The organism is uncultured Roseobacter sp. (assembly GCF_947495025.1).
In the GTDB taxonomy this organism is placed as follows: domain Bacteria; phylum Pseudomonadota; class Alphaproteobacteria; order Rhodobacterales; family Rhodobacteraceae; genus Roseobacter.
Genome location: NZ_CANLXG010000001.1, coordinates 484,209 through 504,805, shown reverse-complemented (window position 1 = coordinate 504,805; position 20,597 = coordinate 484,209). Strand labels below are relative to the sequence as shown.

General features: G+C 59.8%; 20 protein-coding genes. 14 read left to right on the top strand and 6 right to left on the bottom strand.

Features of this window, described 5'->3' with window-relative positions; genetic code table 11:
* Positions 1 to 2 precede the first annotated feature (2 nt).
* From rseP to lpxB, 8 genes are all read left to right on the top strand, one after another.
* Positions 3 to 1,355 (top strand): RIP metalloprotease RseP, encoded by a 1,353-nt coding sequence (rseP, locus tag Q0792_RS02460; RefSeq protein ID WP_298836067.1) that lies wholly within the window; start codon positions 3 to 5, stop codon positions 1,353 to 1,355.
* Positions 1,356 to 1,458: 103 nt separating this feature from the next.
* Positions 1,459 to 1,590: a hypothetical protein gene (locus Q0792_RS02455; RefSeq protein WP_298836065.1), complete on the top strand. Its 132-nt coding sequence runs from the start codon at positions 1,459 to 1,461 to the stop codon at positions 1,588 to 1,590.
* A gap of 151 nt (positions 1,591 to 1,741) precedes the next feature.
* Entirely contained in the window at positions 1,742 to 4,099 is a 2,358-nt protein-coding gene (gene bamA / locus Q0792_RS02450) for an outer membrane protein assembly factor BamA (RefSeq protein WP_298836063.1), read from the top strand.
* 4 nt (positions 4,100 to 4,103) lie between these two features.
* A complete protein-coding gene (locus Q0792_RS02445) occupies positions 4,104 to 4,670 on the top strand; it encodes an OmpH family outer membrane protein (protein WP_298836061.1) in 567 nt (188 codons plus the stop codon).
* A gap of 83 nt (positions 4,671 to 4,753) precedes the next feature.
* Entirely contained in the window at positions 4,754 to 5,209 is a 456-nt protein-coding gene (fabZ, locus tag Q0792_RS02440) for a 3-hydroxyacyl-ACP dehydratase FabZ (protein WP_298836059.1), read from the top strand.
* 4 nt (positions 5,210 to 5,213) lie between these two features.
* A complete protein-coding gene (lpxA, locus tag Q0792_RS02435) occupies positions 5,214 to 5,996 on the top strand; it encodes an acyl-ACP--UDP-N-acetylglucosamine O-acyltransferase (RefSeq protein WP_298836057.1) in 783 nt (260 codons plus the stop codon).
* Positions 5,996 to 6,787, top strand: a complete 792-nt coding sequence (locus tag Q0792_RS02430) for an LpxI family protein (protein ID WP_298836055.1) — start codon at positions 5,996 to 5,998, stop codon at positions 6,785 to 6,787. Before lpxA ends, Q0792_RS02430 begins: the two co-directional genes overlap by 1 nt.
* Positions 6,787 to 7,944 (top strand): lipid-A-disaccharide synthase, encoded by a 1,158-nt coding sequence (gene lpxB, locus Q0792_RS02425; RefSeq protein ID WP_298836051.1) that lies wholly within the window; start codon positions 6,787 to 6,789, stop codon positions 7,942 to 7,944. Before Q0792_RS02430 ends, lpxB begins: the two co-directional genes overlap by 1 nt.
* A gap of 52 nt (positions 7,945 to 7,996) precedes the next feature.
* On the opposite strand, the gene mnmA is transcribed toward lpxB, so the two are convergent.
* Positions 7,997 to 9,139: a tRNA 2-thiouridine(34) synthase MnmA gene (gene mnmA / locus Q0792_RS02420; protein WP_298836049.1), complete on the bottom strand. Its 1,143-nt coding sequence runs from the start codon at positions 9,137 to 9,139 to the stop codon at positions 7,997 to 7,999.
* A gap of 122 nt (positions 9,140 to 9,261) precedes the next feature.
* Here mnmA and Q0792_RS02415 point away from each other — a divergent pair, with 122 nt between their 5' ends.
* The 5 genes from Q0792_RS02415 (at position 9,262) to Q0792_RS02395 (ending at position 14,919) form a co-directional block, all read left to right on the top strand.
* Positions 9,262 to 9,540 carry a DUF1153 domain-containing protein gene (locus Q0792_RS02415; RefSeq protein WP_298836047.1) on the top strand — a complete coding sequence of 93 codons (279 nt, stop codon included), beginning with the start codon at positions 9,262 to 9,264 and terminating at the stop codon, positions 9,538 to 9,540.
* 99 nt (positions 9,541 to 9,639) lie between these two features.
* A complete protein-coding gene (ctrA, locus tag Q0792_RS02410; RefSeq protein ID WP_298836045.1) occupies positions 9,640 to 10,359 on the top strand; it encodes a response regulator transcription factor CtrA in 720 nt (239 codons plus the stop codon).
* 141 nt (positions 10,360 to 10,500) lie between these two features.
* Positions 10,501 to 12,618 (top strand): NAD-dependent DNA ligase LigA, encoded by a 2,118-nt coding sequence (gene ligA, locus Q0792_RS02405; protein ID WP_298836043.1) that lies wholly within the window; start codon positions 10,501 to 10,503, stop codon positions 12,616 to 12,618.
* Positions 12,615 to 14,705 (top strand): ATP-dependent DNA helicase RecG, encoded by a 2,091-nt coding sequence (gene recG / locus Q0792_RS02400; protein ID WP_298838573.1) that lies wholly within the window; start codon positions 12,615 to 12,617, stop codon positions 14,703 to 14,705. The genes ligA and recG overlap by 4 nt, the downstream gene beginning before the upstream one ends.
* An 85-nt stretch (positions 14,706 to 14,790) precedes the next feature.
* Complete coding sequence (locus Q0792_RS02395; protein ID WP_298838678.1) at positions 14,791 to 14,919, top strand: hypothetical protein; 129 nt, start codon at positions 14,791 to 14,793, stop codon at positions 14,917 to 14,919.
* A 162-nt stretch (positions 14,920 to 15,081) separates the two neighbouring features.
* On the opposite strand, the gene Q0792_RS02390 is transcribed toward Q0792_RS02395, so the two are convergent.
* Together Q0792_RS02390 and Q0792_RS02385 are read right to left on the bottom strand one after the other, a co-directional pair.
* Complete coding sequence (locus Q0792_RS02390) at positions 15,082 to 16,476, bottom strand: methyl-accepting chemotaxis protein (RefSeq protein ID WP_298836041.1); 1,395 nt, start codon at positions 16,474 to 16,476, stop codon at positions 15,082 to 15,084.
* A gap of 65 nt (positions 16,477 to 16,541) precedes the next feature.
* Positions 16,542 to 16,994, bottom strand: coding sequence for an iron-sulfur cluster assembly scaffold protein (locus Q0792_RS02385; RefSeq protein ID WP_298836040.1), 453 nt, complete (start codon positions 16,992 to 16,994; stop codon positions 16,542 to 16,544).
* 77 nt (positions 16,995 to 17,071) lie between these two features.
* Between Q0792_RS02385 and hisI the strand changes: the two genes are divergently transcribed.
* A complete protein-coding gene (gene hisI / locus Q0792_RS02380) occupies positions 17,072 to 17,464 on the top strand; it encodes a phosphoribosyl-AMP cyclohydrolase (protein WP_298836038.1) in 393 nt (130 codons plus the stop codon).
* On the opposite strand, the gene gluQRS is transcribed toward hisI, so the two are convergent.
* From gluQRS to trmFO, 3 genes are read right to left on the bottom strand one after another with little or no spacing between them, the layout of a single operon-like run.
* The gene (gene gluQRS, locus Q0792_RS02375; RefSeq protein ID WP_298836036.1) at positions 17,459 to 18,319 is read right to left on the bottom strand and encodes a tRNA glutamyl-Q(34) synthetase GluQRS; all 861 of its coding nucleotides are present in this window, start codon (positions 18,317 to 18,319) and stop codon (positions 17,459 to 17,461) included. The genes hisI and gluQRS overlap by 6 nt on opposite strands.
* Positions 18,316 to 18,930 carry a methyltransferase domain-containing protein gene (locus Q0792_RS02370; protein ID WP_298836034.1) on the bottom strand — a complete coding sequence of 205 codons (615 nt, stop codon included), beginning with the start codon at positions 18,928 to 18,930 and terminating at the stop codon, positions 18,316 to 18,318. Before Q0792_RS02370 ends, gluQRS begins: the two co-directional genes overlap by 4 nt.
* Before the next feature lie 51 nt (positions 18,931 to 18,981).
* Positions 18,982 to 20,334, bottom strand: a complete 1,353-nt coding sequence (gene trmFO, locus Q0792_RS02365; protein WP_298836032.1) for a methylenetetrahydrofolate--tRNA-(uracil(54)-C(5))-methyltransferase (FADH(2)-oxidizing) TrmFO — start codon at positions 20,332 to 20,334, stop codon at positions 18,982 to 18,984.
* Positions 20,335 to 20,597: the final 263 nt, after the last annotated feature.

Genomic DNA, 20,597 nt, shown 5'->3' with positions numbered 1-20,597 from the left:
TTTTGGATATTCTGGCACTGATCCCGCAGTTTGGCGGGCTGATCTGGACGATTGCAGCTTTTGTACTGGCGCTCTCTGTCATCGTGGCCATTCACGAATACGGACATTACATCGTCGGACGCTGGTCAGGCATTCATGCGGATGTGTTTTCGCTGGGTTTCGGCCCGGTGCTGTGGTCGCGGATGGACAGGCGTGGCACGCGGTGGCAGATCGCAGCTCTGCCGTTTGGCGGATATGTCAAGTTTGCCGGTGACGCCAATGCGGCGTCCGGCAAAGATGAAGAGGCCATGGCGGAGGTCAGTGATGATCCTGCGCGCCTGCGCGCCACAATGCACGGTGCGCCGCTCTGGGCGCGGACCCTGACTGTGGCTGCCGGCCCTGTCTTTAATTTTGCCCTGTCGATCGCTGTTTTCGCGGCAGTGCTGCTGACCAGCGGTGTCACCCGCGATCCGCTGACGGTCGGCAGTCTGCATCCTCTGCCTGTTGACGCACGCGGACTGGAGCAGGGCGATGTGATCCTGGCTGTCAGCGGTACCGAAGTGCCGTCCCGGGACGATACGGAAGCCTACAGCGCCTTTATCAGTGGGCTGGAACAGAGCCCGACCCTGCAGTACCGGGTGCTGCGCGACGGTCAGGAACAGGACGTAACCGGTACCTGGCTGATGCCGCCGCTGGTTTCAGGCGTTGCACCGCAGTCGGCTGCAATCAGCGCCGGAATCGAGGTCGGTGACGTCATTTCCGGCATCGACGGCGCGCCGATCTACGCATTTGACGAACTCAAGCAGGCCGTTGAGGGCGGGAACGGTACACCGCTGGCGCTGACAGTGTGGCGCAACGGAGATACGCTTGATCTGACGCTCACGCCAAAACGCGTGGATGAACCGCAGGCCGATGGTGGCTTTGCCACATACTGGCGCATCGGCATTTCCGGTGGGCTGGCCTTTGAGCCGGCAACGCAGACACCGGGCGTGGGCGAGGCGCTCTGGGGTGGTGTGCGCCAGACGGTGCGGATCATCGAAGGTTCGCTGTCCGGTCTGGGTCACATGATTACCGGCGCCATCAGCACGTGCAACCTGTCGGGTCCGATCGGTATTGCGCAGACCTCGGGGGCTATGGCCAGCCAGGGTGCTGAATCCTTTATCTGGTTCATTGCTGTGCTGAGCACAGCCGTCGGTCTGCTGAACCTGTTTCCGGTACCTGCGCTCGATGGTGGCCACCTGGTGTTCTACGCCTATGAGGCGGTGGCGGGTAAGCCGCCCAGCGACCGCGCGCTGCGTATCCTGATGACCGCAGGGCTGGCCATGGTGCTGACCCTTATGCTCTTTGCGCTGGGGAACGATATCTTCTGCCCGTAAGCGACAGGCGTTTCCGTCAAAATTGCCATAATTCCGCCATGATCTATCAAACTGGTGCCGCAATCGGCCGGTATCAGGGGATCACTAAAAGCGGAGTTGCATCATGCAAGCAGTACAAAGCGGATATCGTGGCCTGAGCCTTCTGATGGACCTGAACTGGGACCGCATACTTTATATCAGCACCATTGGCCTCGCACTTGGTGCCGGTGGCTGGATTGGTACGATTGCAGGCTGAAACCAACGGTTTCTGACCCTCTCCGGCCATGCGCGCACCGTGCAAAAGGTGCGCATATAGTTGTCGGTGCTTTTTCGACCACATAGTTTTGACAACCCCCGGCTTTGACGGTACTCAGTTAAGCATAATTTACTGAGGATCGGGGCAGATCATGACACGGGGCTTTTCGCGGGCTTTCACCGCCTTTTGCGCGCTTGGAACATCAGTCAGACCAGCAGCGGGTGCGGCGCTTTTTTATGTCGTTCTATCAGCAGCATGGCTTGCAGCACCCCAACCGGTCGTCGCCCAGCAGATCACCCTGAACTCGATTGATATCGAAGGAAACGCCCGCGTCGGTGATGCGGCCATACTGACCCGCGCCGGAATCGCCCGCGGACAGACCGTGACAGCAGGTGAGCTGAACACTGCCTATCAGGCGCTTATCGACTCAGGTCTTTTTGAGACCGTCACCTTCGAGCCCCGCGGTGCTTCTCTGCAGATCACCGTTGTGGAATTCCCGACAATCAACCGGGTCAGTTTCGAAGGCAACCGGCGGATCAGTGATGAGCAGCTCGCTGCTGCGATCAATTCCAGCGAGCGGCGCGTTTTCAACCCTGCCCAGGTCGAACGTGATGCTGCACGCATTGCCGATGCCTATGCAATCGAGGGACGGCTCGCGGCGCGGGTGACGCCCAAGATCATCCGGCGTACCGACAACCGTGTTGATCTTATCTTTGAGGTGCTCGAAGGCGATGTGATCGAGATCGAGCGCCTGAGTTTTGTCGGGAACCGGGTCTTTTCGGACCGGCGTCTGCGCCGGGTACTGCAGACCAAACAGGCCGGTCTGTTCCGCGCGTTTGTGCGCAGCGATACGCTGATCGAAGACAGGATCGAGTTTGACAAGCAGGTCCTGCGCGACTTCTATCTCTCCCGCGGCTACGTGGACTTCCGCACCAACTCCGCCAACGCCGAGCTGACGGAAGAGCGCGACGCTTACTTCCTCGTGTTCAATGTCCAGGAAGGCCAGCAGTTCCGCATCGGCGAGATTTCGGTGACCAGCGATATTGCGGAGGTGAATTCGGACGATTATCTGGCCATCGTCGGGATTGAGAACAACGATGTGTACTCTCCTACCTCTGTGGAAAATGACATCGCCCGCATGGAACGTCTGGCGCTGCGCAACGGCGTTGACTTTCTGCGGGTCGAACCCCGCGTCAGCAGGGACGAGCGCAATCTGGAGCTGGACATTGAATACGTGCTGAGCCGCGGGCCACGCATTTTCGTTGAGCGGATTGACGTTGAAGGCAACACCACGACCCTTGATCAGGTGATCCGGCGCCAGTTCACCAGCGTCGAGGGTGACCCGTTCAACCCGCGTGAAATCCGCGAAGCTGCGGAACGTATCCGCGCACTGGACTTCTTTGAGACAGCCGAGGTCAATGCGCGTGAGGGTTCTACGCCTGATCAGGTAATTGTCGATGTGGATGTTGAGGAAAAGCCCACCGGCTCGCTGAACTTCGGCGCATCCTTCTCGAACAACGATGGTATCGGCTTTGCGATCCGGTTCGCAGAAGACAACTTTTTCGGGCGCGGCCAGCGGTTCACGGCAACGATTTCGACAGCAGAGGATTCGCGCCGCTACGGTCTGTCCTTTGTCGAGCCGGCATTCCTGGGGCGTGACGTGGCTTTTGGCCTGGAGCTTGATGTCGCAGAAACAGACAGCTCATTTACAACCTATGACACGGACCGGTTTCTGTTCCGTCCGTCGCTCACATTCCCGATCGGTGAGAATTCCAGCCTGCAGCTGAGATACACCTTTGAGGACTCAGAGATGCTTGCACGCGAAACGCCGGTGAACGGCGTGGTGATTGGCAACGACATCAACGCGGGCAGGCTCAGCAGCAGTGCGCCGGGGTATGTCTTTACCTATGACACCCGCCGCCGCGGCATTGATACCTCTGCCGGCTATCTGTTGGAATTCGGCCAGGACTTTTCGGGACTTGGCGGTGACAATAAATTCATCAAGACCACTGCACGCGTTGTAGGTGAGCGTCGGGTATTCAACGAAGAGATCACGCTGCGGGCCTCGCTTGAGGGCGGCGCGCTCAGCTTTGGCAGCGGCACAAACCGTGCTGTTGACCGCTTCCTGCTGGATACCAACATTATCCGCGGCTTCGAGCCCGGCGGCATCGGGCCACGCGATCTTTCTGTTTCCGGCGAGGACCCCCTGGGCGGCAACCTTTATCTGGCTGCACGGTTCGAAGCGGAATTCCCGCTGGGGCTGCCGGAAGAACTGGGCATTCAGGGCGGCCTTTTCTATGACGTCGGTAATCTGTGGGATCTTGCGGATGTGAATACGGTCGGCGGCAATATTGTCGGCGAAAGCGGGTCTTTCCGTCATGTGATCGGTTTCTCCATTCTGTGGAACACGCCTCTCGGCCCGCTGCGGTTCAATTTCTCCGAAGCGATCAAGAAAGAAGATTTTGACCGCGATCAGACGTTTGAACTGACGCTCAGCACGACCTTCTGATCCGGTGGCTGCGCTGGTACGCAGTTTATTCGGGGCAACGCTTCTGGCGTTCGCCCTCGCTGCGGGCGCAGTGTCGGCACAGGAGCGCAGCCGGATCACGGTCAAAAGTCCGGTCCTGACGATAGATTCCGAACGGGTGTTTGAGGCGAGCAACTTTGGCCGGGCCACGGCACAGGAATTTGAGGCTCTGGGCGCCGGGCTGAGTGCCGAGAACCGCCGGATTGAGGAAGAGCTCAGCCAGGAAGAGCGCGAGATTACCGAAATGCGCGCTGGTCTGTCTCCGCAGGAGTTCCGCGAACTGGCAGACGCCTTTGATGAAAAAGTTCAGAACATCCGGCGCGAACAGGACGCCAAGACGCGCCAGCTCAACGCAGATCTCGAGGAACGGCGCAGGTTGTTTCTGAATGCGGCAGCACCCGTCCTGGAGCAGCTGATGCGCGAGGCCGGTGCTGGTGTGATTATGGAGCAGCGGACTGTCTTTATCAGCTCGAACGCGATTGATATAACCGACGTTGCCATATCGCGCCTGAACGAGGTGTTGCCCGAGCCCGGCAGCGCTCCCGAACAGTAGCTGCTGATTTCTCAGTGCGCTTGCCCCGGAAGGGTTGAGTTGCTAGGCATGTTCAAGCCCTTGAGGACAAAAGGACACTTTCTATGACAAGCCCGCGCGCCGAGGCGGATATACAGCTCATCCAGCGTATCCTGCCGCACCGTTATCCCTTTTTGCTGGTTGACCGTGTGGTCGATATCGATGGCACACAGTCTGCACTTGGGATCAAGAACGTCACCATGAACGAACCGCACTTCCAGGGCCATTTCCCGGGTTTGCCGATCATGCCCGGCGTCACAATCATCGAGGCGATGGCACAGACAGCGGCCGTGATGGTGGGTGTGACACTCGAGATGGCCGACAAGGATATGAAGGTTTATTTCATGGCGATCGACAAGGCGAAGTTCCGCCGCAAGGTCGTGCCCGGTGACGTGCTTGAGATGCGGATCGGGACACTGCGCGGCAAGCCCGGTGGCAAGGTCTGGCGTTTCGGCGGTGTTGCTTCTGTCGACGGCGAGATGGCGGCCGAATGCGAATTTACCGCGATGATGGATCTCTGAACGCATGGGCAACATTCATCCCAGTGCCGTGATCGGAGAGGGGGCCCGGATCGACCCCACTGCAACGGTGGGGCCGTTCTGTATGGTCGGCCCGGACGTGACGCTCGGCCCGGGGGTGGAACTGCGCAGCCATGTTGTTGTGACCGGACGCACCAGCGTGGGCGAGGATACAATCATTTTCCCGTTTTCCGTTATCGGGGAAATTCCGCAGGACCTGAAGTTCCGGGGCGAGGCCACCGAACTGGTGATCGGCAAACGCAACCGCATCCGCGAGCATGTGACCATGAACTGTGGTACCGAAGGCGGTGGCGGTGTCACCCGGGTGGGAGACGACGGGCTGTTTATGGCGGGATGCCACATTGCGCATGACGCCATCATCGGCGATCGCTGCATCATCGTAAACTCGGTGGCGATTGCCGGACACTGTGTTCTTGAGGACGACGTCATCGTCGGCGGTCTGTCCGGTGTGCATCAGTTTGTGCGCATCGGGCGTGGTGCCATCATCGGTGCTGTGACCATGGTGACCAATGATGTGATCCCTTACGGTCTGGTTCAGGCACCGCGCGGAGAACTCGATGGTCTGAACCTTGTTGGCCTCAAGCGCCGCGGTGTGTCGCGTGCGGATATTACCGCGCTGCGTGCTGCCTTTCAGATGCTGGCGCAGGGCGAGGGTACGTTCCATGACAGAGCGCACCGCCTGCGTGAAGAGACAACCAGCGATTATGTCCGCGAGATCGTCGATTTTGTGCTCGCCGACAGCGATCGCCATTTCCTGACTCCGCGCTGATGCTGGCCCTGATTGCAGGCAGCGGCGGACTGCCCGCTACGGTGGCCGCAGCACAGCAGGAGCCTCCGGTGATCTGCGCCCTTGAAGGGTTTGCGCCGGAGGGGCTGGCGGTGGATTATCCTTTCCGGCTGGAGCAACTGGGTACGCTGCTTGCGGACCTGCAGGCGCACGGTGTGACAGAGGTGTGTTTTTGCGGTGCGATCCAGCGTCCGGCGGTCGACCCGGCGGCCATTGATGCAGCCACGATGCCGTTGGTACCTGTCCTGATGCAGGCCATTGCCTCGGGTGATGACGGCGCTCTGCGCGCAGTGATCGGAATATTTGAGGACCGTGGTTTCACGGTGCGCGCAGCGCATGAGCTTGCCCCTGAAATTCTGGCGCCCGAGGGCGTGCTGACCGCGACATGGCCGGACGATGCCCTGTGCGAGGACGAAAAGCGCGGGCGCGCGGTGCTGGCTGCACTTGCGCCTCTGGATGTGGGCCAGGGATGTGTGGCCGGAGCAGGCCAGATCTGGGCGATTGAGACGACAGGCGGCACGGATCACATGCTTCGGACACTGCCGCCGGCTGCTGCAAAGACCCGGGCGCTTTTGATTAAATCACCCAAGGCGGGGCAGGACCTGCGCGTGGATATGCCCACCGTAGGGCCGGAGACAATTGATGCAGTGGCAGACGCTGGTCTTGCCGGGCTGGTCATCGTCGCAGGGCAGACCATACTGTTGTCCCGGGCGGAAACCATCCGGCGCGCGGATGAAGCAGGTCTGGTGCTCTGGTCGCGTGAGCCGGACTGATGCGGGTTTTCATTATTGCGGGCGAGCCGTCGGGTGACCGCCTTGGCGCGGCACTGATGGCGGGGCTGAAGGAGCTGCGGCCCGACATCACCTTTGACGGTATCGGCGGCGAAGGTATGCAGGCTGAGGGTCTGACCTCGCGCTTTCCGATGAAAGAGCTCAGCGTAATGGGCATCGCGGAGATCCTGCCAAAGTATCGCGCCCTGAAAGCGCGGATCCGGGAAACCGCGGCACAGGTCGTGGAAACCCGTCCGGACGTGATGATCACCATCGACAGCCCCGATTTTTCGCTGCGTGTGGCGCGCCTGGTGAAAGAGGCATGCGATGTCCGCACTGTGCATTATGTAGCACCCACTGTCTGGGCCTGGCGTCCAAAGCGCGCGGCAAAGATGGCGCGGTATATCGATCATGTGCTGGCGTTGTTCCCGTTTGAGCCGCCGCTTATGACACGGGAAGGAATGGCCTGCGATTTCGTCGGGCACCCGGTCGTTGCAGAGCCTCAGGCCACGCCGGAGCAGGCAAAGGCGTTTCGTGCTGCGCACGGTCTGGGCGACGCCCCTGTTGCCCTTGTGCTGCCCGGCTCGCGTTCCGGAGAGGTCGGGCGGCTGGCAGAAGTCTTTGGCGAGGCGCTGGGGTTGTTTCAGAAGGCGCAACCGGATCTGAAGATTGTTGTACCTGCCGCCGCCGCCGTGGCGGACCAGGTCGCAGAGGCCGTCCGGGGCTGGCCGGTGGACGCACTGGTTCTGGACCCACGGGCACAGAGCGCTGCAGATGCCGCGGCAGAGAAACGTGCAGCCTTCCGCGCAGCTGACGTGGCACTTGCGGCTTCGGGAACTGTGTCGCTTGAACTTGCAGCGGCACGTACGCCCATGGTGATTGCCTACAGAATGCACTGGCTGAGTTTTTATCTCATCCGCAGGATGGCGCTGGTGGACACGGTAACACTGGTCAACCTTGTGTCTGAAACCCGCGTCGTTCCGGACTTTCTGGGGCCTGACTGTACGGCTGAAAGGATTGCGGGGGGGCTGGCTGCTGTCCTGGCCGAACCCGACGCACAGAACCGCGCGATGGAACGCACCATGGAACGCCTCGGCGAAGGCGGTGACCCGCCGGGCATGCGTGCCGCCCGCGCCGTTCTTCAGGGAATGCAGGCGTGATCCGAAGGCCAGGCTGCGCCTGACACTTTTCTCCGTCTTTCAGCGCTGCTGATCAGCCTTTGTGAATCCATCCACCGCCGAATATCCGGCTGCTGTCGCGATCATAAAAAACACAGGCCTGTCCCGGAGAGACACCTTCTTCGGGGGTGATCAGCTCGACCGTTGCCTCTGTCGCACTGACCGGGCGGATAATGGCGTCGGTGGGCGGACGGGTTGAACGGACTTTGACAGCCACGTGCCATTCGCTCTGCGACGCAAAGGGTGCGTCACCCAGCCAGTTGATCTCCCGGACAGGCACAGTGCGTGTGGAGAGCATTGATTTGGGCCCGACAACAACCTGTTTGTTGTCCGCATCCAGCATGACAACATAGAGCGGATCCGCCAGCCCGCCGATCCCGAGGCCGCGGCGCTGACCGATGGTGTAGTGGATGACGCCCTCATGCGTGCCCAGAACCCGTCCGTCCGCATGCACGATTTCACCGGGATCGGCCGCCTCGGGCCGCAGTTTGCGGATAACCGAGGCATAATCGCCGTTCGGAACAAAACAGATGTCCTGACTGTCCGGCTTGCCGGCCACGCTGAGATCGTATTTCTCGGCAAGCGCGCGGGTGTCATCCTTTGACGGCAGATGCCCGAGCGGGAAGCGCAGAAAGTCGAGCTGGGCCGGTGTTGTCGAGAACAGGAAGTAACTCTGGTCGCGGCTCGAATCCGCAGCCGTGTGCAGTTCCGGCCCGCTTTCGCCGGAGATCCGCTGGATATAGTGGCCTGTCGCCATGCAGTCGGCCTCCAGATCCTTTGCCATGGCCAGCAGATCTTTGAATTTCACCCGCTCGTTGCAGCGGATGCAGGGCACCGGTGTCGCGCCCGCCAGGTAGCTGTCGGCGAACTCATCAATAACCGCATCTTTAAAAATGTTCTCATAATCCAGAACGTAATGCGGGAACCCCATTTTCTCGGCGACACGGCGTGCGTCATGGATATCGATACCTGCGCAGCAGGCGCCCTTTTTCGCAAGGGCTGCGCCATGGTCGTACAGCTGAAGGGTGACACCCACCACATCATACCCCTGTTCTGACAGCATTGCAGCGACAACCGAGCTGTCAACGCCGCCGGACATGGCAACGACGACCCGTGTTTCAGCCGGTGTTTTGGCAAACCCAAGGGAATTCAGGGGCTGATTCTGATCAAGCGGCATCGTGGTCTCCGGAACTTATGAGCGAATATAGGAAAATCCTAATTACTCTCAAGAGGCGGCTTCATGGGTCTTTAAGGCACCCGCGTCAAGGTGCGGATGAGTAGTAAAGACGAGTAACCAGTATGTATCTCAAGAAAGTAGATGGACCACGCTCCGTTACGCTGGCTGACGGAAGCGTCATGACCCAGGCGGATCTGCCGCCGGCCAATACCCGTCGCTGGGTTGCATCCCGCAAGGCGGCTGTGGTGCGCGGCGTGGCCTATGGACTGATTTCGCAGAGCGATGCCCTCAAGCGCTACGCGATCAGTGATGACGAATTTCATGAATGGGTGCGCGCCGTATCCGAGCACGGCGAGGACGCGCTCAAGGCGACAAGTGTACAAAAATATAGACAACCTTGAGTTGTTAAGTTATGTTTTTAGCAGACGGTAACGTGTGGTTAACCTTTTTTCGTCAGGGTTAATGGCAGGAACCTACGATCATCCGATGCGGAGAAAATGATGCGCGTACTGCTTGTTGAAGACGACCCTACGACCTCGAAAAGCATTGAGCTGATGCTGACACACGCCAATCTGAACGTATATGCGACAGATCTTGGAGAAGAAGGGATCGACCTCGCCAAGCTGTACGACTACGATCTGATACTGCTGGACCTGGATCTGCCCGACATGAACGGTCACGAGGTGCTGCGCCAGCTGCGTCTGTCGCGTATTGAAACACCTATTCTGATCCTGTCCGGGGCTGATGACACCGAGAACAAGATCAAGGGTTTCGGATTTGGTGCAGATGATTACCTGACCAAGCCGTTTCACCGCGAGGAACTGGTCGCCCGTATTCACGCAATTATCCGCCGCTCGAAGGGGCATTCGCAGTCGGTCATCGATACCGGTCTGATTTCTGTCAATCTGGATGCCAAGACAGTAAGCGTTGAAAACAAGTCGGTCCATCTGACCGGCAAAGAGTACCAGATGCTGGAACTTCTGTCTTTGCGTAAGGGGACAACCCTGACCAAAGAGATGTTCCTCAACCACCTCTACGGTGGCATGGATGAGCCGGAACTGAAAATTATCGACGTGTTCATCTGCAAGCTGCGCAAGAAGCTTTCTCAGGCAACAGGCGGCGACAATTATATCGAGACAGTCTGGGGGCGTGGCTACGTTCTGCGTGATCCCGATCCGAGCATTGCGGATGATCCTCAACCTCTTGCGGTCGGCGCCTGAAGCTCCCCACATTAACCTGCCGAACCCGTCGCGTTGCCGCGGCGGGTTTTGTCGTTCAGGGTCCACCGCACGATTAAACTGGACCACATCCGGTCGCAGGCTTATCACGTCAGAGAGTTTGACTGACAGAGGCCCCGACGCGTGTCCGACCCGGAAATCAGCCGTTTCACCGAAGAAGAAGCCCGCACAGAACTGGACCGTCTGGCGGGGCTTCTCACCAGAGCCAACGAAAATTACCACCTCAAAGATGCGCCGGAAATTTCTGATGCTGAGTATGATCGCCTAAAACGGCGGAACGCTGAACTTGAAGCGCTTTTTCCGCATCTGAAACGCGGGGACAGCCCATCGGAACAGGTGGGCGCAAAACCTTCGGATGCGTTTTCGAAAGTTACCCACGCTGTTCCGATGCTGTCGCTTGGCAACGCTTTCAGCGATGAAGACGTGTGGGATTTTCTGCAGCGTAACCGCAGGTACCTTGGGCTTGCCAATGACGCACAAATGGCAGTTTCGGCAGAGCCAAAGATTGATGGTCTGTCATTGTCCCTTCGGTATATCAACGGCGCGCTGGAACAGGCGGCGACCCGTGGTGACGGTGCCGTTGGGGAAAACGTCACAGCCAATGCGCGTACAATCAAGGACATTCCGCCAGCTCTTTCAGGTGCTCCAGACGTGCTTGAAGTCCGGGGCGAGGTCTACATGTCTCATGAGGATTTTGCGGACCTTAACGAGCGGCAGCAGGCGACGGGCGGAAAACTCTTCGCCAACCCGCGAAACGCTGCGGCCGGATCACTGCGCCAGCTGGACGCAGAGATTACACGTACGCGCCCGCTGCGGTTTTTTGCATATGCCTGGGGAGAGCTGTCCGCGCCCCTTGCTGAAACACAGACCGGTGCGATTAAGCGCCTGAAAGATCTTGGCTTCCGGACGAACCCTCTGACGCACCTGTGCGAAACGGCTGATGAGCTCATTGCGCATTACCAGAGAATTGAGGCACAACGCGCGACGCTCGGGTATGATATTGATGGTGTTGTTTACAAAGTAGACGATCTCGCGCTCCAGGAACGACTGGGGTTCCGGTCGACAACGCCCCGCTGGGCCGTGGCGCACAAGTTTCCGGCCGAGCTTGCCTGGACCCGGCTCGAAGCGATCGACATCCAGGTCGGACGCACCGGCGCTTTGTCACCCGTGGCCCGACTGGCGCCTGTGACCGTAGGCGGTGTTGTTGTTTCAAACGCAACGCTGCACAACGAAGACTATATTGCCGGGCGTGACAGCAAGGGGCAGCCGATCCGCGATGGCAAGGACATCAGAGCCGGCGACTGGGTACAGGTATACCGGGCGGGCGATGTGATACCAAAAATCGCCGACGTGGATCTGTCGCAGCGTCCGGACAGCGCGGAAACATTCGAATTTCCGCACAGGTGTCCTGAATGCGGGAGCGCCGCCGTGCGCGATGAGGGCGATGCCGTCCGGCGCTGTACAGGCGGTCTGATCTGTCCCGCACAGGCTGTCGAAAAACTCAAGCATTTCGTGTCCCGGTCGGCCTTTGACATAGAAGGCCTGGGCGCCAGACAGGTTGAACAGTTCTATCGGGACGGCTGGATCACTGAGCCGGCGGATATATTCAGACTTCGCGAAAAATATGGCAGTGGCGTCCGGCAGCTGCGCAACCGCGAAGGCTGGGGCGAAAAATCGGCAGGTAATCTGTTTGATGCAATTGACGAAAAACGGACGATCCCGCTGGCGCGCCTGATTTTTTCTCTGGGAATCAGATACGTGGGCGAAGCCGCATCCGGCCTGGTTGCCCTGCATTACGGTACATGGGAGGCTCTGCTGGAAGGTGTCACCAGTGCTGCCGACCTTTCGGGACCGGCCTGGGAGGACCTGAATTCTGTGGATGGCATCGGGGCCGTGATGGCACAGTCGCTGATCACCGCATTCAACCAGCCGTCCGAGCGCGCATCCATCGAACGCCTGGCCGGGCAGCTTGTGATCCTGCCGGCGGAGCGTGTTGGCACTGCTGACAGTCCCGTTACAGGCAAGACGGTGGTCTTCACAGGAACGCTCGAGACAATGACGCGAGCCGAAGCAAAGGTGCGTGCCGAAAAGCTCGGGGCAAAGGTCTCGGGATCGGTTTCGGCAAAGACGGATATTCTGGTCGCGGGACCGGGAGCGGGTTCCAAGGCGACAAAGGCAAATGCTCTTGGCGTCACGGTTCTGGACGAAGAGGCGTGGCTCAGGCTGATCGGCGACCGATGAGCGGTCGTCCGGAAATTCTGTTTCCATTATTCGCCGGGACCGAAACGCTTGCGGGTATTGGCCCGCGTACAGCACAGAACCTGCAGTCACTGGGCATTGCAACCGCGCGCGATCTGCTCCTGACGCTGCCGTATTCCGGGATCGACCGACGCCCCCGGGGCACGCTGCTGGGCTGTGATTTTCCCTGTGTTGCGACCGTTGAGGTTCGGGTCGGAGGCCATCAGCCTGCGCGGTCCCGGGGGGGGGCTTATCGCATTCGGGTGTCGGATGCTGAAACTGATTTCCAGATCGTCTTTTTTCATTCCCGCGCGGATTACCTGCAAAAAGTTCTGCCGGAAGGATCGCAGAAGCTCGTCTCCGGAAAGGTCGAGGTGTTCGATGGTGTCCCGCAGATGGTCCACCCGGATCACATCGCAGACCCCGGTGTCGCCGGGGATATTCCGGTGTATGAGCCGGTTTATCCGCTGACGTCGGGTGTCACGCAGAAACAGATGTACCGCGCCACGCGCGCAGCGCTGGAACGTGTGCCGACGGTTGCTGAATGGATCGATCCGTCTCAGATGGCGACCAGTGGGTGGCCTGCTTTTGCCGCGGCGCTGTCGCAGGCCCATGCGCCGCTTTCGGACGACGCCCTGCAGATATCGGCGCCGGCGCGTGAACGGCTCGCCTATGATGAACTTTTTGCCCACCAGATTACGCTGGCACTGGCGCGTGCGCGGGACCGGCAGCGCAGGGGACGCAGAACAAAGGGCGACGGACAGCTGCAGCAGCGGGTTCTGTCGTCGCTTCCCTATGAACCCACGTCGGCACAGTCCCGGGCTGTGAGGGAAATCAACACCGATCTGGCCGCGCCGACGCGGATGAACCGCCTCCTGCAGGGCGATGTGGGGGCGGGCAAAACCATTGTTGCTTTTCTGGCCCTGCTGCGCGCGGTTGAAGCGGGCGGGCAGGGGGTATTGATGGCCCCGACAGAGATCCTGGCGCGCCAGCACCTGGAAAGCCTGGCCGACATGGCCGCAACGGCCGGTGTATCTGTTGAAATTCTGACGGGGCGTGACAAAGGCGCTGAACGAAAGCGGAAACTGTCAGCGCTTGCCGGGGGGCACACTGATATACTTCTCGGCACACATGCGGTTTTTCAGTCGGATGTGGTTTTCGCCGATCTGCGCGTTGCGGTGATAGACGAGCAGCACAGGTTCGGGGTGCGCCAGCGGCTTGAGCTCGGCAGAAAGGGAGAGGCGGTAGATGTCCTGGTAATGACTGCTACGCCAATTCCGCGTTCGCTGGCCCTTGCCCGGTACGGCGATATGGACGTGTCGGTGCTCGATGAAAAACCGCCTGGCAGGAAGCCGGTAAAAACAGCGCTGATCAGTGACACCCGGCTGGATGAGGTCACTGAACGGTTGCGCAATGCAATCGCCGAAGGGCGTCAGTGTTACTGGGTCTGCCCTCTGGTGGAGGAAAGTGAAGCTGTTGACCTGACGGCGGCCGAGGCGCGGTTCAGGATGCTGCGGGCCGCACTGGGAGAAGACAACGTCGGCCTGGTGCACGGGCAGATGCCCGCTCAGGAAAAAGACGCGGCCATGGCGCGGTTCCAGTCCGGGCAGACCCGGGTTCTTGTGGCAACGACGGTGATCGAAGTTGGTGTCAATGTCCCCTCGGCCAGCATCATGGTGATCGAGCGGGCCGAGATCTTTGGCCTGGCGCAGCTGCACCAGCTACGGGGGCGGGTCGGGCGCGGGGCTGCGGAATCAACCTGCCTTCTGATGTATCATCCTCCGTTGTCAGACAGCGGTCAGCGCCGTCTGGAAGTGCTGCGCGAAACAGAGGACGGGTTTGTAATTGCCGACACGGACCTGAAGATGCGTGGCGCCGGCGACGTAATCGGCACTGCACAGTCTGGGATGCCCAGGTTCCGCATTGCTGACCCGGAGCGTCAGGCCGGGCTGATGGCCATTGCGCAGTCGGATGCGCGGCGTCTGCTGCACGATGACCCGGGGCTGGAGACCGGGCGCGGCGCGGCGGCCAGAGTGTTGTTGTGGTTGATGAGTCAGGAAGAAGCCATTCGTCTTATTTCCGTTGGATAGCGGTTTGTTCACAAAAGTTCCCATTTAGTTCTTTACAGAGAGTTAAATTTATGAGAACAAAGTAGCAACAAACAGGAGGAACGACATGGCAACTCTGAATATGATCCTTTCAGTCGCGACAAGGTCGCACTCTACACTGGTTCAGGATGCTGCCGGTGCCGCTGCTCTGGTCGTGATGCTCGTTGTCGGGCTGCACCTGCCAAGTTTTATCTGATTTCTGCCTGCGATTTCATGCCGGACGGGAGACCCGCACTGTCCCCAATCATGTGCCGGGGATTTCTACTGCCTTGTTCCTGATCCCCCGTTTTCCGCCGGATCCCACATGAAAGACGCTTTTACTGTGCCGCCGTCCCCTGGACGTGCGGCACTTTTTTTGTCAGAACGTGTAAGCTAGGCGCAGGCCGCCCCAGTGCCTGCCATTTACCGTGATCGGTGCTGACAGGTCCTTCATCATACAGAATTCACCGCCCCCCATGTCCCTGCGGTATACCTGCAGCAGAAACGGCTCCCGATTGCGCCCTGCTTTCAGGCCGACCCGATCATCGAATATGCGGCGGTTTCGACAGTTTGCGGTGTTCCAGACAGGGTCATCTCCGGGCGGGTGCGAAAACTTCATATTGTGCGTTGGCAGATACCCGTTCTCGTCAACTGCGGCGCAAAAGACAATCCTGCTGTCAAAGTCCAGCGCAGGTTCCTGAATGGGGGGTAACAGCTCGTCGAGAAGGTCAACTGCCTGTGTGGTGAACTGCTCCGGGTTTGTTCCGGGGACCGGCCGGTATGTCCGGTCGAACAGGCGTTCCATCGTAGTCCGTCCGGAACTGACGGCGTTCTCCAGAGCGTCAGCAATCCGACGGGACAGCTTCTGAACCTGTCCGATGTAGGGTCCGTCCGCGGATGATGTATTCAGCATGGCGGTGCACTGAACAATTGTTTCTGAGGTATCTATCAGCCGCAGCACCCGCTCATGAGTCTCTTCGATTCCGGAGGCGGTACTTTCGACGGCGTTTCCGATACCCGACAAAGCCGGAACGAAATCGGTCATCGCGTTTTCCACACGCCCGGTCTGGCCGGAAATGCGCTGTGCCTGTCTGTCCGCTTCTGAAATGGACTGCTCGATGCGTGAAAGAGCCGAATCCGTGCTGTCGGCGTTTTCCAGAACATCGACCGCCTGGATGGCAATATCGCCTGCTTCCCCGCGCAGCTCCGCAATCCAGCCCGTGAGAACTTCGATATTTGTTGAAATCTGCACCGCTGCATCGCGCGTCTGGCGTGACAATTCGTTGATGGCTTCGGCAACCACGGCAAAGCCACGCCCGGCATCGCCCGCCCGCGCCGCCTCAATCTTGGCATTGATCGCAAGCGTGTTGACCTGAGTTGCAATACTCGCAATCTGCAGGTTGTTGGTGCGCACGTCAGTGATGGTGCTGCTGACGGATTCCGTTCGCGCCGCCAGTGTATGGACCCATTCCGCGACGTTGCGTGTCTTTTCGCTGGTGGCCCGCACCAGCCCTGCTGATGTCTGTACCTCCCGCGCTGTTTCCCCCGTTCTTTCTGCCATTGTGCCCACGGCTTCCTGAACGTCCGTATTGGCCTGTGTCATGTCGGCGGCACGGTCATTGAGAACACGCAGGCAGCTGCGCTGGGACTTCGCGTGCTCCTCAACGAGGTCGAGGAACCCCGCGATATCCACAATTTCATAGCCGATTGCTGCGGCTGCTTCTGACAGGCGCCTGCTTTGTTCCGGCGTGGTGATCTGCTGATGTACGGTCATGAGGCCCCGCGGTTTGCTCCGGGTCCCTCGTGACAGAAATTTACTTAAAAATAGATAATGTCCGCTCAGGCGCAGTCAGACTGCAGCGCCTGCGCCATGGCTTCGGCGGTCGCTTCGATACTCAGAAGGATGGACGCATGGCGGTTTTTATAGTCGCGGGCAGGCTCCAGGACCCTGAACCCGGAAAAAGGATCCGAAGGTACAGGACCGCCGTCTTTCAGCATCGCGCGCAGTTCGTCGCGTGCCCGCTGGATTTCTTCGAGGCTGCGGCCAACGACGGCCCCCCCCGTTACGGCTGCGGCGGCCTGGCCAAGGGCGCAGGCTTTCACGTCCTGACCGAATGCGCTGATCCGTCCGTCTTCGACAGACAGATCCACCGTTACTGATGATCCGCACAGCGGCGAGCGACGCCGCACCGTTGCCATCGGTGCATCCAGCCGCGCGTGGTGGGGAATATCCGAGGCAAGCGCCAGGATCTGGCCGGAGTAAAGCTTTATCAGATCGGTATCTGTGGACATCGGGCGCCTTTGTGGTTTTCCTTGGTCTCTTCACTCCATACATAGGGGGCAGCAGGCGGATGCAAAAGGATTTTCTGATGCAGGATACAGCGGACGACCGGGTGGCTTTTGATACCGGCACACTGAAATACAACGAGGCCGGCCTTATTCCCGCGATCGCTCAGGATGCCGAAACCGGCGAGGTTCTGATGATGGCCTGGATGAACGCGGACAGTATCACGCAGACCCTGTCGTCCGGTCGTGTCACCTACTGGAGCCGGTCCCGCCAGTCGTTCTGGGCCAAAGGGGAGACCAGCGGGAATGTACAGGAACTGACCGGTCTGCGGATCGACTGTGACCGTGACTGTCTGCTGTTGCAGGTCCGCCAGACGGGCCCGGCCTGTCATACAGGCCGACGCAGCTGTTTTTACACCGACCTGCGGGACGGCGTTGAGGTGATCACAAGCGCGCCGGTCGCCACCGGTTCATAGCCCAACCATCGCGCGGATATCGCCGGGTGAGGCGCCTTCGGACCGGAAAAACGAGATCGCCCGCGCATCATCCCGCTTGGCAAGCCGTTTGCCGGCATCATCGCGGATCAACCGATGGTGGTGATAGACCGGCACCGGCAGGTCCAGCAAGTGCTGCAGCACGACATGGATTACTGTCGCATCAAAGAGATCTTCGCCCCGGACGACGTCTGTGATCTCCTGCATCGCGTCATCCAGCACCACGGACAGGTGATACGACGTGCCCATGTCCCGGCGGCAGAGCACCACATCGCCGGTTCTTGCGGCAACATCTTCTGTTTTGCAGGTGATGCGCTGCGGCGCAGACCCCTTGCCTTTTTCCTCAAAGGAGATTTCCGGAGGCAGATGCCGGGCTGCCGCCCTCAGATCCAGCCGGAGAGCTTTGCCGGACGGCAACGGTGCTCTGGTGTCGCGGGGCAGATCACGGCAGGTGCCCGGGTAGATAAGGCCGTCAGGGCCGGTCAGCGGTGCGCCTTCCTGCGGCGCTGCGGCTGCCTGTTCGATGTCGCGCCGGTTGCAGTGGCAGACAAAAAGCAGCCCGCGCGACCACAGAGCTTCGAGTGCTGCGCGATAGCGGGGCAGATTTCCGGACTGGCGCAGCACCGGACGGTCCCATGACAGCCCCAGCCAGGACAGATCGTCGAAAATCTGCTGTTCCCATTCCTGTCTTGCACGGGACTGATCTATGTCTTCTATCCGGAGCAGAAAACGGCCGTTATTCTGCTGTGCCAGTGCGTCAGCAAAAAGGGCGGAATAGGCATGTCCAAGGTGCAGTGGCCCTGTGGGAGACGGTGCAAAGCGTGTCGTAAAAATCACATTTTTTCAACAACGTAAACGTTGGACTTAAGGTCAATTCCGGGCAGGTGAGGGCCATGCTCACGAAAAAGCAGCCTCGCGGCACCGCAGTCGACCCATTCACACAGAGCCGCCTCATAGGCCGGATCCTCAAGCGCATGATCGTTATAAGAGAATACGAGTTTTCCACCGGATCCGAGCGCGTTCATCAGAACATGAAACATGCTCACAGGGGCCGCACCAGCTCCGATCACGCCGATGGCCGCAATCGTGTCGTAGCTGCCGGTCGGAAAGGACAGCGCGCCGTCCGCATCAATCCGGCGCAGGCTGCGGTAGACACCCTTTGCTGCGGCGTTGTCGAGCATCTCCTGAGACAGGTCCAGACCGTCGATGGTGGTGAAACCCGCAGCCGTCAGTGCCTCGCCCGACAATCCGGTGCCGCAGCCGAAATCCAGAACAGGTGCGGCAAAATCCTGTGTAAAGGAGGCGAGCGCCTCTGCGCACCGACCGGGCGTTGCATAGCCCTGGCCCGTGACTTCGCTGTCATAGCTGTCGGACCAGTCGTCGTAGAGCCTGCGGGTCGAATCTGCGTCCCGCGCGTCATACACTTTATCAAGAAAGGTTTCACTCATGGCTGCTGAGTATAACGGGGCAAACCATTGCCTGTCCACCCGACGGGTGTCTTATGCAGGCGTCAGTTCCCCCGCGAGCCAGCCGTGCCAGTCCGTTTTTGCACGGTCGGTATAAGCCCTGTACCGGTCCTTGCGCCCGCGACGACCTCCCTTCAGTCCCTCGACAGGAGGAAAGAGGCCGAAATTCACGTTCATGGGCTGAAAGGTCTTTGCCTCTGCTCCGCCTGAGATGTGCGTGATCAGCGCCCCGGTGGCAGTTGTATCAGGTGGCGTCGCCAGGTGACGGCCCTGGATTTCGGCAGCAGCAAGCCGTCCTGCCAGCATGCCCATGGCGGCGGATTCCACGTAACCCTCGACGCCGGTGATCTGGCCGGCGAAACGGATATTCGGGCGCGACCGCAAACGCATCTGACCGTCAAGCAGCGTCGGAGAGTTCAGAAAAGTGTTTCTGTGGATGCCGCCCAGACGTGCGAACCGCGCATTCTCAAGGCCGGGAATCATTTTAAATACATCGGTTTGCGCACCGTACTTCATCTTGGTCTGAAAGCCGACAATGTTGTAGAGCGTGCCCAGCTGGTTGTCGCGGCGCAACTGCACCACGGCCCAGGGTTTTTCCTCCGGCGCATGCGGGTTTGTCAGGCCGACGGGCTTCATCGGGCCAAACCGCAGGGTCTCGCGCCCGCGTTCGGCCATCACTTCGATTGGCAGGCAGCCGTCAAAATAGCCCGCTGTTTCGCCTTCCTTGAACTCGGTTTTGTCCGCCGCCAGCAGTGCGTCGATAAACGCCTCATACTGATCCCTGTTCATCGGACAGTTCAGATAGGCCGTGCGTTCTTCTTCGGTTTCACCCTTGTCATAGCGCGACTGCATCCAGGCGCGGCTCATATCAATACTGTCGAAGTAGACGATGGGCGCGATCGCGTCGAAAAAGGCCAGGGCTTCCGCGCCGGTTTCTGCCGCGATGGCCGCGCCCAGTGCGGATGAGGTCAGCGGACCGGTTGCAATGATCCAGCTGCCCTCTTCGGGCAGGGCAGTGATCTCGCCGTATTCCACGCGGATATTCGGGTGCGCTTTCAGCGCGTCCGTTACCGATTGTGCAAAGGGATCGCGGTCCACGGCCAGCGCACCGCCCGCAGGCAGACGGTGTTTATCGGCCGTTCCGATGATCAGACCTCCGGCCTCGCGCATTTCCCAGTGCAGCAGACCAACGGCGTTCTGTTCGTGATCGTCCGAGCGAAACGAGTTGGAGCACACCATCTCACCCAGCAGGCCGGTCTGGTGGGCAAAGGTGCCGACGCCGGGGCGCATTTCATGCAGAACGACGCTGACGCCAAGGTTGGCGGCCTGCCATGCCGCTTCTGATCCGGCCATACCGCCGCCGATGATGTGGAGTTCCTGTGTCATGCCCGCCATGTAGGGCAGGCGGCCTGCGTGCGCAACACGCGCGATGGTCTGACCGTGAGATAAGGAGAACGATGTGAGCCGGTTTTTGGGGTCGCCGCTGCGGGCATGTCGGTCAGTGAGAGGCTGACCTGGAGGGACCTTCCGCGGGGCGGCGACCCAAAAATGGCAGAAGGTGTCATCACCTTCGCCTTATATGTGTCACATTCGTGCCAGATTTATAAGGGGCCAAACAGGAAACGGACCCGGCCCGATCCGGAAACAAT